At 70.6% G+C, this 13,117-nt stretch carries 13 protein-coding genes; 5 read left to right on the top strand and 8 right to left on the bottom strand.

All coding sequences use genetic code 11. From position 1 onward, the window contains the following. Positions 1 to 239: 239 nt before the first annotated feature. On the top strand, positions 240 to 1,700 hold the full coding sequence (locus O7597_RS23750) for an SDR family oxidoreductase (RefSeq protein ID WP_281580775.1): 1,461 nt from the start codon (positions 240 to 242) through the stop codon (positions 1,698 to 1,700). Positions 1,701 to 1,888: 188 nt separating this feature from the next. On the opposite strand, the gene O7597_RS23745 is transcribed toward O7597_RS23750, so the two are convergent. From O7597_RS23745 to O7597_RS23720, 6 genes are all read right to left on the bottom strand, one after another. Beyond that, positions 1,889 to 2,518 (bottom strand): TetR/AcrR family transcriptional regulator, encoded by a 630-nt coding sequence (locus O7597_RS23745; protein WP_281580774.1) that lies wholly within the window; start codon positions 2,516 to 2,518, stop codon positions 1,889 to 1,891. Then, positions 2,413 to 3,762 (bottom strand): methyltransferase, encoded by a 1,350-nt coding sequence (locus O7597_RS23740; protein ID WP_281580773.1) that lies wholly within the window; start codon positions 3,760 to 3,762, stop codon positions 2,413 to 2,415. The genes O7597_RS23745 and O7597_RS23740 overlap by 106 nt, the downstream gene beginning before the upstream one ends. Next, positions 3,759 to 4,658 carry a hypothetical protein gene (locus O7597_RS23735; protein ID WP_269740933.1) on the bottom strand — a complete coding sequence of 300 codons (900 nt, stop codon included), beginning with the start codon at positions 4,656 to 4,658 and terminating at the stop codon, positions 3,759 to 3,761. Before O7597_RS23735 ends, O7597_RS23740 begins: the two co-directional genes overlap by 4 nt. A gap of 368 nt (positions 4,659 to 5,026) precedes the next feature. Beyond that, positions 5,027 to 6,370, bottom strand: a complete 1,344-nt coding sequence (locus O7597_RS23730; RefSeq protein ID WP_281580772.1) for an MFS transporter — start codon at positions 6,368 to 6,370, stop codon at positions 5,027 to 5,029. After that, a complete protein-coding gene (locus O7597_RS23725) occupies positions 6,367 to 7,194 on the bottom strand; it encodes an SDR family NAD(P)-dependent oxidoreductase (protein WP_281580771.1) in 828 nt (275 codons plus the stop codon). The genes O7597_RS23730 and O7597_RS23725 overlap by 4 nt, the downstream gene beginning before the upstream one ends. Continuing rightward, on the bottom strand, positions 7,191 to 8,534 hold the full coding sequence (locus tag O7597_RS23720; protein WP_281580770.1) for an NAD(P)-binding domain-containing protein: 1,344 nt from the start codon (positions 8,532 to 8,534) through the stop codon (positions 7,191 to 7,193). The genes O7597_RS23725 and O7597_RS23720 overlap by 4 nt, the downstream gene beginning before the upstream one ends. Before the next feature lie 126 nt (positions 8,535 to 8,660). Here O7597_RS23720 and O7597_RS23715 point away from each other — a divergent pair, with 126 nt between their 5' ends. After that, positions 8,661 to 9,791: a PucR family transcriptional regulator gene (locus O7597_RS23715; protein ID WP_269740930.1), complete on the top strand. Its 1,131-nt coding sequence runs from the start codon at positions 8,661 to 8,663 to the stop codon at positions 9,789 to 9,791. Between the two features lie 203 nt (positions 9,792 to 9,994). Here O7597_RS23715 and O7597_RS23710 read toward each other — a convergent pair whose 3' ends face one another. Continuing rightward, entirely contained in the window at positions 9,995 to 10,306 is a 312-nt protein-coding gene (locus O7597_RS23710; RefSeq protein ID WP_281580769.1) for a hypothetical protein, read from the bottom strand. A 122-nt stretch (positions 10,307 to 10,428) separates the two neighbouring features. On the opposite strand from O7597_RS23710, the gene O7597_RS23705 reads away from it, so the two are divergent. Further along, a complete protein-coding gene (locus O7597_RS23705; protein ID WP_281580768.1) occupies positions 10,429 to 10,827 on the top strand; it encodes a transposase in 399 nt (132 codons plus the stop codon). Next, positions 10,734 to 11,504 (top strand): IS701 family transposase, encoded by a 771-nt coding sequence (locus O7597_RS23700; RefSeq protein WP_281580767.1) that lies wholly within the window; start codon positions 10,734 to 10,736, stop codon positions 11,502 to 11,504. Before O7597_RS23705 ends, O7597_RS23700 begins: the two co-directional genes overlap by 94 nt. On the opposite strand, the gene O7597_RS23695 is transcribed toward O7597_RS23700, so the two are convergent. Beyond that, positions 11,482 to 12,756: an IS701 family transposase gene (locus O7597_RS23695; protein WP_281583310.1), complete on the bottom strand. Its 1,275-nt coding sequence runs from the start codon at positions 12,754 to 12,756 to the stop codon at positions 11,482 to 11,484. The two genes, O7597_RS23700 and O7597_RS23695, sit on opposite strands and share 23 nt — an antisense overlap. A 153-nt stretch (positions 12,757 to 12,909) precedes the next feature. Here O7597_RS23695 and O7597_RS23690 point away from each other — a divergent pair, with 153 nt between their 5' ends. Further along, the gene (locus tag O7597_RS23690) at positions 12,910 to 13,107 is read left to right on the top strand and encodes a hypothetical protein (protein ID WP_281580766.1); all 198 of its coding nucleotides are present in this window, start codon (positions 12,910 to 12,912) and stop codon (positions 13,105 to 13,107) included. The last annotated feature ends 10 nt before the right edge of the window (positions 13,108 to 13,117 follow it).

Genomic DNA, 13,117 nt, shown 5'->3' with positions numbered 1-13,117 from the left:
TGGGACTACCGCATGGGCTGGCGCCCGGACCAAGGGCCAGCTGGCGATCTCCCTCCGTCCGGGGAAGGGCGCAGGTCGACACAGCTGGTCGGCCCGTTGATCGGCTCCGGTATGGGACTTGCTGGCCCGTCAACAGGCGCGGGATGCGTCGGAGGCCGCGTGGTGCGTACAGTTCCGGGTCGGACTTGGGGTGGGCCGGGCAGGTTCCGGCACAGGGAACGGGACGAGACAGCGACAGCATGACGACGGACAAAATTGGGGAAAACGGTCAATACCGCATTGACCCGGCCCGGCTGGAGACCTGTCTCAGCGTCTTCGAGGCGTTGGAGGACCTGCCTCCCGATCACCCCGACGTGGTGCGGGTGCAGCGGGCCACCGCGAAGCTCTACAAAACGATCAAGCAGCGGCGACGTGAGGAACGGCGGGATGCCATCGCGGCGGCCGACCGCGCGGTGACGGCGGCCACCGCCACCGGCGCCCCGGGCCGCATCGACGACGAGACCCAGGGCAACCCGCTCACCTCCCCCACCGTAGGTGCCACGGCCGGCGTCCTGCACAAACCGCGCGGCTGCTACATCTGCAAGCAGCGCTACCGCGATGTGGACGCCTTCTACCATCAGCTCTGCCCGCCCTGCGCCGCGCTGAACCGGGAGCGCCGCGACGCCCGCACCGACCTGACCGGCCGACGCGCGCTGCTCACCGGCGGCCGGGCGAAGATCGGCATGTACATCGCGCTGCGGCTGCTGCGCGACGGCGCGCACACCACGGTGACCACCCGGTTTCCCCACGACGCGGTCCGCCGATTCGCCGCGATGCCCGACAGCGGGCAGTGGCTCCACCGCCTGCGGATCGTCGGGATCGACCTGCGCGATCCCGCCCAGGTGATCGCCCTCGCCGACTCGGTCAGCGGCCAGGGACCACTGGACATCCTGATCAACAACGCGGCGCAGACCGTCCGCCGCACGGCTGCCGCGTACGCGCAACTCGTCGCCGCGGAGGCGGCGGCCCTGCCGGACGGCCCACTGCCGGAGATGATCACATTCGGCAAACCGACCGACCGGGGCAACCCGGCGGGCAGCCTGACAGCCCCACTGAACTCGCCCACCATCACCCCGCACGCGCTCACCGCACTGGCGCTGACCAGCGGCTCCGCCTCACCGGAACGGATCGCGTCAGCCAGCGCCATCGACGCCGGCGGCCTGGTCCCGGACCTCGACCCGGTCAACAGTTGGGTGCAGCGGGTGCACGAGGTGAACCCGGTCGAGCTGCTCGAAGTGCAACTGTGCAACGTGACCGCGCCGTTCGTGCTGATCAGCCGACTGCGACCGGCGATGGCCGCAGCGACCGCCCGCCGCAAGTACGTGGTGAACGTGTCGGCGATGGAGGGCCAGTTCGCCCGCGGCTACAAGGGACCGGGACACCCGCACACCAACATGGCCAAGGCCGCGCTGAACATGCTGACCCGCACCAGCGCCCAGGAGATGCTGTCCGACGGCATCCTCATGACCAGCGTCGACACCGGTTGGATCACCGACGAGCGGCCTCACCCGACGAAGATGAGGCTGGCGGACGCCGGCTTCCACGCCCCGCTGGACCTGATCGACGGCGCGGCCCGGGTCTACGACCCGATCGTCCGCGGCGAACAGGGCGAAGACCTGTACGGCTGCTTTCTCAAGGACTACACACCCTGCGCCTGGTGATCGCTGCTGCCCCGCCGAAAACCTCATCCCACGAAGGGACCCGAAGCACTGGCCGCGAGGACCAGACGACCCGGTGGTCGAGCCATCGAAGTTCGGGGGGATCCTCAATCAAGTCCTCGCCAGACAGCTCTACCGCTGCGTCAAGAGCCGCCGCCAGGCGCTCCCGACCGCTCGGCCGGCATTGTGGTCTAGCGTCGGGTCGCTTTGCTGATCTTGTTGTTGATGGCGCGCCGGGCGATCGGGCCGAGGTCGTCGACGATCTCGATGAGCACGGCGAGTTGGTCCAGCGCCTCGATGGCGCGCTCGGCTGAGGGCCGGTCGACGCCGTCGTACAGCTCCAGGCCGATGAAGGCGGCCGACACCGCGCGGGCGAGCCCGGGCACGTCGGCGACCTCGGCGAACGGTGAACCCGCCAGCAGCCGGCGTAGTACCAGCTCGATCTCGTCCACCCACAGCTGCAGGGACTCGGCGGTGGGGGCGGCGAGGCGCTCGTCAGCCTGTGCGCCGGCGAGCATCTGGGCCAGCACGGACACGTTGCCCAGCTCGCGTTCCTCCTCGTGCAGGGTGCGCCCCACGTCGAGCAGTTCGCGCAGCGACCCGACCTGGCGCAGCCGGGCCGACCAGTGGGCGACCCGCTCGGCCGTGCCGGTCCGGCACGCCGCTGCCAGCAGCTCGTCGAGCGTTCCGAAGTGGTAGAAGACCAGCGCCTGGTTCACTCCGGCGGCGGCGGCGATGGTGCGGGCCGAGACGCCGGCGATGCCATGCTGGCGGATCGCGGCGAGGGTGCCGTCGAGCAGGCGTCGCTTGGTGTCGGACATCGCTCTCCTCCCGCCGGGTGCGGCGGTGCGATCATCGCATCCGTCACCAGTTGCGCCAGCCAGGTCATGCCGGGCAGCCGCAGGGCCCAGCCCACCCCGGCCCAGCCGAGGTTGAGGTGTTCGAGAGCACGGGCGACGGCGGCCACCCCCCGTTCCGAGTGGCCGTCGCCGCCCGTGTACCCGGCCCGCAGCTGCCCGGCCTCGGCCGGCGCGATCGCCAGGTTCACCGGGTCCCGCCGCGCCAGGAACCGCCAGACCGCCACGCACGGCCCGCACCCGGCGTCGAGCCGCAACACCGCGGGCGCGCCCGCGATGTACGGTCGCCAGCGCGGACACCAGTCGCGTACCGCCCGTCGCCAGTCCCGCCAGGCGTCCCCGTGCCGGCGAGCCAGGTCGTGCTCCTCGTGCGGCCGGGCCACGGCCGCACTGAAGGCCACGGCGAGGGCGGTCGCGGCCAGCAGCGCCATGCTGCGGGTGACCGCCGCGGTCAGCAGGAGCAGGGCAGCCGCGCCGACCTGCATCGGGTTCGCCAGGTACGCGTAGGGCCCGGTGCTGACGAGCCGGGCCGGCGGATCCCACGGGTACGGGGTGCCGCCGCCTCGCGCGGCGAACTCGCGTACCGCGATGAGCGCCGGGGTGGCCACCAGCAGCGCGACCTGGGCCAGGACCAGAAGGGCGGCCCGGGACAGCCCGGTGAGCGGGGCCCACGAACCGCCACCCAGCTCGAAGGCGACACCGGGCACGAGCCACAGCAGCAGCGTGGCGAAGACGACGACCTGGAGCAGCACCCGGGCCCGCAGGTGCCGGCCGTCGGCGCTCCACCGGCCGAGCAGCTGCGCGGGGAGGGCCACGGCGAGTAGCCCCACCACCTCGCCCACCAGCCAGTGCGGCCCGAGCAGGACGAGCGGGTGCAGCGCCGGCATCGCCACCACGTCGAGCCAGAGCAGCAGGCCCAGCGCGACGGGCAGGGGCAGGAACCGGCGCAGCAGCACCGGCAGCGCACCCCAGAGCGCCGCCCAACCCAGCCACAGGTCGACCGGCATCCCCCGGTAGGCCCCGTGCACCGGCGCGAACGCGTACCAGCCCGTCCGGCGGGCCGACTCGTTCAGCGCGGCGACGCCCAGGGCGACGGCCACGGCGGCGAGCAGGGCGGCGGCCCGTGCCCGCCGGTCGCGCTCGATCCGGGCTGCGGCCAGCACCGCCAGCAGGGGCACCCCCAGGGCGAGCCAGCGGGCGGCGGTCACGGCAGGACGAGCATGTCGAGCAGGTGCCCCACGCCCTCGTGGAGCAGGCCGCCCTGGAGCGGCCCGAAGTACCAGGAGGGATCGAGACCGCGCTCGTACGCCACCCGGACGCGCACCTCGGTACGTTCCCGATCCACCGCCTGCCAGGTCACCTCCGCGTGCCGGAAGGTAACCCACCGGCCGGTGATGGCGGTGTCCTCGACGAACCGGAAACCGACCCGGCCCGGCGCGGTGGCGGTGACCTCGGTGAGCAGATGCCCGCCCGGCCCGTGCGACCCGTCGTGGTAGGCGAACATCCAACGGTCCCCGGTGGCTAGGCCGTCGCCGGTGACCCGGGTCGGCACGGGTACGCCGAGCAGGCGCAGCGGCACCGACCGGACCGGCACCGGGCGAGGACCGGTCGCCAGCCGCTCACCGACCGCGTGGGCCGGAAGGGTAACCACCCGGACCACCTCGACCGACTGCTCCGGGGCAATCCGAGGGGCGAGCCCGGTGCCCTCGAGCCCGGACAGGAGCAGCAGGGGCACGGCGACCAGCGAGTACGACCGGGTGGCGTCGCGGCGGGCCAGCCTGATCAGGGCGGTGGTGCCGTGGGCCACGGCGTACACCAGCGGCGCGGACAGGATGACGCAGATGGCGCCCTCGTGCAGCGCCACCGAGGCCAGCAGCAGCGCGATCGTGGTGGCGGCGAAGACCCGGCCGTGGGTGGTACGGCCCGGGGTCAGGGCGAGGGCGGCGGCCAGCAGCACCGGCAGCCCGACGAAGAGCAGGGCACTGTCGGCACGCCCCTGGGCCACGGTGACGGCGTAGACGACGATCCCGAAGGCCGCGATGAGGCCGGCGAGCATCCAGTTGGCCCAGGTGCGCCTCGGCTCCGGCTCCGGCTCACTGGTCATGCTTCCTCCCAGGTTTTAAGCGACCGCTCAAACAGAGGGTAGGCTAATTTAAGCGGTCGCTCAAGAGGTGGCCCGGTCGAGCTGGCCGAGCCGGGAGGGCTACAACAACGGCCAGCACCGCGCCCAGGCGCTGCTCGACGCCGGCGTGCGCCGGATCCTCATCGAACGCGTCGCCGATTGACCAACCGTCGATGCGGCGGTGCGGGACGCTTTGGCAGCGGTGGCACCGCGTGATCGCCGAACCCGAACCGGCGCAATGCCGGCAACGTCAGCCCCCATTCTGGCTGCTGGCTCCCCGCCCGATGCTCGGGACGCTGGCCATGCGAGCTTTCGCTCGGCGACCGGTGCCCGGCCGGAGCACGCAACGCTCAACCGGTGTGGCGTGTCCGATCCAGCTTCCAGCGCACTTGGAATGTCAGCGCCACGGCCATCAGCACCGCCGGGACCACGGTGAAGCCGATCAACAGGGCGGTGTGGGCGGACTCCGGCTGCGTCACGGTCTGCCCCTCGGTGGTGGCGATGAAGCCGCCCAGGGCGAGCACGGCCGAGTACACGTACGGGCCGATTGCGGTGCCGGTGGCTTCGGTGGCAGTCCAGACACCGGTGTAGGCGCCAGCCCGGACGGTACCGCGCTGCTCGGCGGCCGCGACCGCGTCCGGGACCATCGAGAACGCGAACAGCTGCAGCCCGGCGAACGCGATGCCCAGGATTCCGACCACCGCGACAGCCGGCCCGGTGCCGTAGCCGAGCAGCGGCGCCAGCGAACCGGCCACGAAGACCGCCTGGCAGATCAGCAGGCCACGCTGCTTGCCGATGCGCCGGGACACCTGCATCCACACCGGACCGGCGACGACCGCTGGACCGAGGAACGCCCCCATGAACACCGCGGTTAGCCCAGAGTTGTCGAAGACGTAGTTGGTGTAGAACGGCAGCGCTGCGAGGAACAGGTGAGTAGTGGTGCCGGTGAACAGGTAGGACAGCACCAGCGCGCGGAAGTCGGGATCCCGCCAGGCGACCGCGATGTCACCGATGGTCGAGTGGGCCGCCTGCTGGTCGGGCATCCGGAAACCGGCGTGGGCGGTGAGACGCCGTACCCCGGTCAGTGCGACCAGCCCGGAGATCACCATGACGCCGGAGAGCAGCAGGGCCATCCAGCCGTAGTCGCCGCGCCGTCCCGACTCCACGAGCGCCGGTGCGGCCACACCGGCACCAAGCAACCCGAGGGTGAGGAAGAGCATCCGGAACATGAACACCCGGGTGCGCTCGTGGTACCCGACTCGGAGATCGGACGGGGTGGTCAGGTAGGGCACCTGGAAACACGCGAAGAGCAGGTTGCCGGCGATGAACCAGCCGCCCACCCAGAGCGCCGCCGATGCGCCGGAGAAACCGGCGGGCACCGAGAACATCGCCACCATGGCCACCGGAAGCAGCAGACCGACCCGCAGCATGCTGAGCCGGTGTCCGCTGCTACGCGCTTCCCGGTCGGATCGGCTGCCCAGCATCGGATGCACGATGATGTCGATGATCTTCGGCAACAGCAGGGTGAGACCGGCCAGGAACGGCGAGACACCGAGCGTATTGGTGAGGAAATAGAGCAACAGCAGGCCGGGAACGGTCACCCAGACGCCCATCCCGACCGAACCGGTGGCGTACGCGATCAGGTCACCTGCCCTGGTCCGCACCTCGCCCGCCGCCCCGCGCAGCGCCGTCATCGGGTCGCCTCGTGCCGTGCGACCACACCCGCAGCCAGCTCGGCGCCCTGGAACGCGCCGGAGCGGACCCGGCCGGCGAGGATGCGCGCCACGATCCGATCGGTCAGCGCGGGCAGGTGACGGGCCAGGAAGAACTCGACCGCGCCCCGCCGGGTGGTGGGTAGATCACGGCGAGGACGACGACTGAGCGCGGCGCGCAGCACGGTCCGGACCACCCCGTCCAGCGGCTCGTATTGGCTCATGCCCTCCAGCGAGAGCCCGGCCGCGGCCGTCGAGTCGTGGATCGGGCTTCGTACCGCCGACGGGTACACGCAGGTCACGCCGACATGGGTGCCGAGCTCCAGACGCAGCGCGTCCGCGTACGCGACCAGGGCGCGCTTGGAGGCACCGTACGCAGCGGCCAGCGGCAACTGCATGACGGCCATCCGCGAGCTGAGCATGACGATCCGGCCACCGGCGGCGACCAGCGCGTCCACACATGCGGCGGTGACCCGCCAGGTGCCCAGCAGGTTGATGTCGAGCTGGCGGCGTACTTCCGCGCCCGGCGCCAGTTCGGCCGGGGCGGGCCCACCGATCCCGGCGTTGTTGATCAGCAGGTCGAGCCCACCGAGCTGGTCAATTGCTTCGCGTACCACCGCCGGCACCGCGTCGTCGTCGGTGATGTCGCAGGCCAGGACCCGGACCGGGTCATCGGCACGGGGGGCCAGGTCCAACCCGACGACCTGGGCCCCGAGTTCGTCCAGCCGGGCACAGATGGCCCGGCCGAACGTGCCGGAGGCACCGGTGACGAGGACACGCAATCCGCGGGGGTCTCGGGCGCTCAAACCACACTCTCCTCGGCGGTGAAGGTGCGTCCGCCCCGGGCGAGGCGATTCCGACCAGCCGCGATCTCCCTGGGCAGGTCGGCGACGTACCGGTCGAAATCGATACGCATGTGCGGCCGCGCGTTCGTGCCCCACCGCTCGATGGCGGCGCGCAAGGCTCGCTGCACGGCGTGCTGCTGTTCGTCGGCGTTGGGCAGGGCATAGCCGCCGGAGAGATACGCGGCGACCAGTTTGGCCTGGACCTCCACGACCGGCAGGGCGGCACCGGTGGACTGCATCAGGCCGACGAATGCCAGGCTGGGGTCGTCGAGATGGAAGACCCGCTGGTACAGCGGCAGCTGCTGGGGGTCGGGGCCCAGCCATCGAGGGGACAGGAACGGGATACTCACCCGGTACCCGGTGGCCCAGACGATCACGTCGACCGGGTCGGCGCTGCCGTCGGTGAACATCACCCGCTCCCCTTCCAGCCGTTCGATGCCGGGACGTGGGGTCACCTCGCCGTGGGTGAGCCGGTGCAGGATCGTGTCGCTGATCGTCGGATGGTTCTGGAACAGGCCACCGGCCGGGGCGGGTAAGCCGTACCTCTGCGGGGTCCCGACGGCGAGCCGCAACAGGGTCTCGGCGATGCACTGCCGCAGCCGCCACGGCAGAGCGGCGAGGGTGCCGCCGGTCGCGTCGGCCGGGCGGCCGAACAGGTACTTGGGAACGATGTGGACGCCGCGCCGGGCGGAGAGCAGGACCGGCCCTCGAGCGACGTGCGAGGCGTCCACCGCGATGTCCATGGCCGAGTTGCCCATGCCGACGATCAGCACCCGCCGATCCAGGAAAACGTCCGGAGTGCGGTAGTCGTGGGCGTGCATCTGGGTGCCGTGGAACGTCCCCGGATAAGCCGGATCCGGATAGCGCGGATGCCAGTTGTGGCCGTTCGCGACCACCACGGCGTCGTACCGCTCGGTGTCACCGGACTCGGTCGTCACCGCCCAGAGCCGGTCACGCTCGACGCGGGTGACCGTGCTCCCGAACCGGATGTGCGGAATGAGCCCGAACGACTGCGCATAGTCGGCCAGGTAACTGGCGACGCGACTGGCCGACGGATAGTCGGGCCAGTCCGCGGGCATCGGAAAATCCGCGAACTCGGTGCGGCGTTTGCTGGTGTTCAAGTGTAGGGAGGCGTACGCCGCAGACAGGCCGCTGCTGTTGTCCCTGACCCACAGGCCACCGGGCCGGTCACCCTTTTCGTACGCCACCACCGCACAACCGGCGTCGAGCAGCGCCTTCACCGTGGCGAGACCGGCTGCTCCCGCACCGATCACCGCCACCCGACTCGAAGAAACGGCCATGGTGCTCCTCGACGGTTGTAGCTTCCGCCAAACCGTAGGGCCTGGTACAGGGGCGAATACATGGCGTGGACCACGCAGTTTCGGGTTCTTGTTGTAGCGCACCACAACGGCGGGGAGCATGACAGGATGACGCATCCGGACGGCTGGACGACGGTGGTGGACCTGATCGAACGCGTCGTGGGCGATGACGAACTGCTGCCGTCGGTGGTCGCCGGAGTCCGTACCACCGTGCGGGAGGTCTCCGCACTGCCCACCTCCGACATCGCCGGGCACACCCGCGCTCTGCTGGTGGCCGCAACCCGCGCATTGGCCGCACGGCGCGGCCCCACCGAAGCTGAGCTGTCGTTCGTCGCGGACCTCGGTGTCACCCGTGCCCGGCAGGGCGTGCCGATCGAATCGGTGCTGGGCGCGATCCACTTCGCCGAGCGCGCGATCTGGGCTCGGGCCCGGGAACTCGCCCGGGACCAAGGCGTCAGCGCCGAGCAACTGCTGGACGTCCGGGACCTTTACGACGACTGGGCCGAGGCCGTCCGGGCCCGGCTGATCAGCGCGCATCGGGCTACCGGAGCCAGCACGGATCCGCTTCCCGGGCGCCGGGACACGGCACTGCTGCGGCGGCTGCTCCAGGGTGGTTCGGCGGCCACGCTGGCAGCCGCCGAGGCCGGCCTTCCGGTCACCGACGGGCTGTGGGTGCTCGTCGCCCGGCCCGGGGAGACCGCCGCCGGCATCGAACGAGCCGTGCGCGAGCACCCGCCGGTGCTGTGCGCAACCGTGGACGACCTGATGGTCGGAGTTCTGTCCCGGGCTCCGTCCGCCCGCCTGAAGGCGACCGGGGCCGTGGCAGGACTCGCCGGCCCAGCCGAACCGGAGAAACTCGCGCCGGTGCAACGGCTCGCCACCGCGGCCCTGACCGCCGCCGAGTCCACCGGCCGCACCGGACTGATCCACATTGCCGATGTGGCCTGGCTGGCGGCGTTGACCGAGCGGGCAGACCTGGCAACGGTGCTGCTCGACCGGTACGCGCCCGCGTGGGCGACACTCGGACCGACTGCCGAATCGGTGGCGCACGCTGTGCTCGCCTGGCTGGAGAGCGACCGCGATGTGGACCTCGCCGGGGCGAGACTTTTCGTGCACCCCAACACAGTTCGCAATCGGGTCCGGCGCTTCGCCGCCGTCACCGGCATCGACCCGGCGGGCACCTTCGGTGCCATGACCGCCTGGTGGCTTTGCCGAACATGGCTGCACGACGCGACCTGATCTCGCACCGTGCGGCGCGTTGTCCAGGCGATCGTTCCACTATCGTTGCCTGAGGCTGACGAGGACGTCGCAGACGAAGTCGAGGACTTCTGGGTCACGATGCAGTTGAGCTCAGGAAGTTGTGTGACAAGGCACGTGGGTCAAGCATTGACCACATAGCCAATCCCACTCGCGATGACTAGTACGGCAGCGGCATGTAGCAGTCAGCCGTAGCCCTCGCGCCAGGGCAGTCGTTCGAGCTGGTCAAGGTGGCCTTCTCCGCAGTGCGTCATGAGTTCGGCGAGTTGTGCACGGGTGACGTCGCGTAGGTGGCGTGGCGTGTCGTCGTCTTCGAGGTTCTCCCAGACCACCAGACCGCTTGGGAAGGCTGACAGGGTCCAGCCGCTGTCGTGGGAGACCGACACGTCGGGGTGCTCGTCGTCGACGTAGGCGTCGAGTTCGGCGACAAGCTCGGGGACCTTGCCGGGGGTGTAGTCCTCCATGGCGCCAGCGCGGTGGGTGATGACTGCGGACATCGGGATCTCCGGCTTGCTGGGGCTGCGCGAGGGCGGCCACCGCGTGATCCTGGCTGTTTGTGAGGACAACTGAATCTGCGGTGGCCGCTGGCCACAGGGTAGACCCTGCCGCGTGGTGGCAGGTGTTCGAGGATGTGCTGATCCGCATCGGTGCCCGCTTCGCCCGCTCGGAACCGCGCCGCACTGTGCGTGAGCTGCTGTTGGGGCTGCTGTCGCCGGTCGAGCGCAAGAACGGCTGGTGGCTGGCCGAACAGGCGGGCCATGCGAGCCCGGACCGGATGCAGCGCCTGTTGCGCACCGCCGTGTGGGAAACCGACGCTGTCGCCGCTGACCTGCGTGGCTTCGTGGTCGAGCACCTGGGCGACCGAGACGGGATCCTGGTGGCCGATGAGACCGGTTATCTCAAGAAGGGCCTCCACTCGGTCGGGTGCAGCGGCAGTACTCCGGCACCGCCGGCCGGGTCGAGAACTCGCAGATCGGGGTGTTCCTGGCGTACGTGTCCCCGCTTGGACGGGCGCTAATCGACCGCCGCCTGTACCTGCCGCGCAGCTGGTCTGACGACGAGATCCGCTGCACGGCGGCCGGGGTGCCCGATGGCGTGCTGTTCACGACCAAGCCCGAGCTGGCCTTGGCGATGGTCGACGCCGCTCTGGCCGCCGGGGTGCCCGCCGGGTGGTTCACCGCTGACGAGGCCTATGGCCTGGACCCCGCCCTGCGGGCCGGGCTGCGCGAACGCGGCATGGCCTATGTGGTGGCCGTGGCCTGCAATGTCCAGGTCAACACCACACTGGTGCAGCGCGAACGCGTCGACCGGGTGGCCGCGCTGCTGCCCGAACAGGCCTGGCAGACCCGCTCGGCCGGCACCGGCTCCAAGGGCCACCGCTACTACGACTGGGCATGGGTGACCATCCACGAACAGGACGAGGGCTGCCACAGCCTGCTCATCCGCCGCGGCAGCGACGGCCAACTGGCGTTTTACCTGTGCTGGAGTCCGAGGCCGGTGCCGCTGGTGCGGCTGGTCACCGTCGCCGGCAGCAGATGGTCGATCGAGGAAGCGTTCCAGACCGCAAAGGGCCAGGTCGGGCTCGACCAGTACCAGTGCCGCGGCTGGACCGCCTGGCACCGGTTCACACTCCTGGCCATGATCGCCCTAGTACGGCAGCCGCCGTTCGGGATCATGGCTGGAGTTCGAGGTTGAGGCGTCGGGTGTAGTGGGCTTGGCGGGCTCGGGCTTGATGGCGGCGGCGCCAGTCTGACCAGCGCAGACGGTGGGCGAGGTCGCGGATCGGGCGGAGTACGAGGGTGTTGATCAGCCGGCGGGTCTCGTTGACGGTCAGCTTGATCAGACCGGTGTCGGTGGAATCATCGTCGGCTTCGGCGGCGCAGATCGCCAAGACGGCGAGGGCGGCCAGGGCGAGGGTGGTGAAGCGGTGCCAGGAGTCCCAGCGGCGGACTTGGTGTTGGTCGAGGCCGACCTGGCCCTTGGCGGCTTGGAAGCTTTCCTCGACCGTCCAGCGGATGCCGGCGACCCTCACGAGCTGGGCGAGGGTGGCCGGTCTGGGTGTCCAGCAGCGGTAGAAGGCCAGTTCACCGGTGGTGGTGTTGCGGCGGATCAGGAGGCTGTGGTGGCCGCCGTCGTCGGGGTCGGCGTCGGTGCAGACGTCGTCGAGCCAGGCCCAGTCGTAGAAGCGTGGGCCCTTGGATCCGGCGCCTGCGCTGCGGCGCTGCCACGCCGAGGCGGGCAGGCCGGCGGCGACCCGGTCAGCCCGCAGGCGGGTCTTGCCGCCGTCGAGGGGGACGAGGTGGCTGCGGGACACGGCCAGGACGTAGCCCAGGCCGTGTTCGCGCAGGTGAGCACGGAAGACACTGCTGTTGCCGTAGGCCTCGTCCGCAGCCGCCCACCCAGCGGGGACGCCGGCGTCGAGGGCAGCGGTGATCATGTCGGCGGCCAGCTCGGACTTCGTGGCGAAGACGACCTCGTCGGGAACTCCGGCGGCCTGGCATCTGTCCCGGTCATCGGTCCACGACACCGGCAGGTAGACCCGGCGGTCGATCAGTGTGTGCCCATGCCGGCTGGCGTAGCCACAGAACACCCCTACCTGCGCGTTCTCGATCCGGCCGGCGGTGCCGGTGTACTGGCGTTGCACCCCAACCGTATGCGTGCCCTTCTTCAGGTCCCCGGTCTCGTCAACGACCAGCACCGCGTCCGAGTCACCGAACCGGGCCACGACCACGTCACGCAGATCGTCGCGGACGGCGTCGGCATCCCACACCGCCCGATACAACAACCTCTGCATCGCATCCGGCCGCGCATGCCCGGCCTGCTCCGCCAACTGCCAGCACGTCTTGACCTCGATATCCGCCAGCAGCCCGGTCACGAACGCCGCCGCAGCCCGCCGCGGCTCGACCCGCCCGAACCGACCCGCGAACGCATCACACACCCCGGCCAGAACCCGCCGCCACCGGGCAGGGTTTACGCTGTGGCACGCGGCCACCGCCAGATCTGAAGTTATGTCCACAGCAGACAGACGATCACGCGGTGGCCGCACCTCGTCTACCCGGCCCCACCAGCGACATCTCAAACGGCGGCTGCCGTACTAGCCGTGCTGACCATCGTCGCGATCCAGCAGCGAACCGCCACTACGAGCCCTGACCTCGTCGAGCTCAGCCTCGCCGAGACGCGCCGACTGCTCAACTGCTCCATCCACACCAGCACGCCCACGGCCGTCGTCCTGGCCTGGTCACGATGGCGCCGCCGACAACCAAGCCCGCGCGAGATGCAGCCACTACAAGCGCCGTGACAACGCCACT

The sequence above is a fragment of the Verrucosispora sp. WMMC514 genome (assembly GCF_027497295.1).
Taxonomy (GTDB): domain Bacteria; phylum Actinomycetota; class Actinomycetes; order Mycobacteriales; family Micromonosporaceae; genus Micromonospora; species Micromonospora palythoicola.
The sequence above is the reverse complement of the archived record's forward strand: the minus strand, read 5'-3'. Positions and strand labels throughout refer to the sequence as shown.

What these genes read in the sequence shown, in the direction of transcription:
- O7597_RS23750 (WP_281580775.1), top strand. Translation starts at nt 240, where the DNA reads ATGACGACGGACAAAATTGGGGAAAACGGTCAATACCGCATTGACCCG.
- O7597_RS23745 (WP_281580774.1), bottom strand. Translation starts at nt 2,518, where the DNA reads ATGTCCGACACCAAGCGACGCCTGCTCGACGGCACCCTCGCCGCGATC.
- O7597_RS23735 (WP_269740933.1), bottom strand. Translation starts at nt 4,658, where the DNA reads ATGACCAGTGAGCCGGAGCCGGAGCCGAGGCGCACCTGGGCCAACTGG.
- O7597_RS23730 (WP_281580772.1), bottom strand. Translation starts at nt 6,370, where the DNA reads ATGACGGCGCTGCGCGGGGCGGCGGGCGAGGTGCGGACCAGGGCAGGT.
- O7597_RS23720 (WP_281580770.1), bottom strand. Translation starts at nt 8,534, where the DNA reads ATGGCCGTTTCTTCGAGTCGGGTGGCGGTGATCGGTGCGGGAGCAGCC.
- O7597_RS23715 (WP_269740930.1), top strand. Translation starts at nt 8,661, where the DNA reads ATGACGCATCCGGACGGCTGGACGACGGTGGTGGACCTGATCGAACGC.
- O7597_RS23710 (WP_281580769.1), bottom strand. Translation starts at nt 10,306, where the DNA reads ATGTCCGCAGTCATCACCCACCGCGCTGGCGCCATGGAGGACTACACC.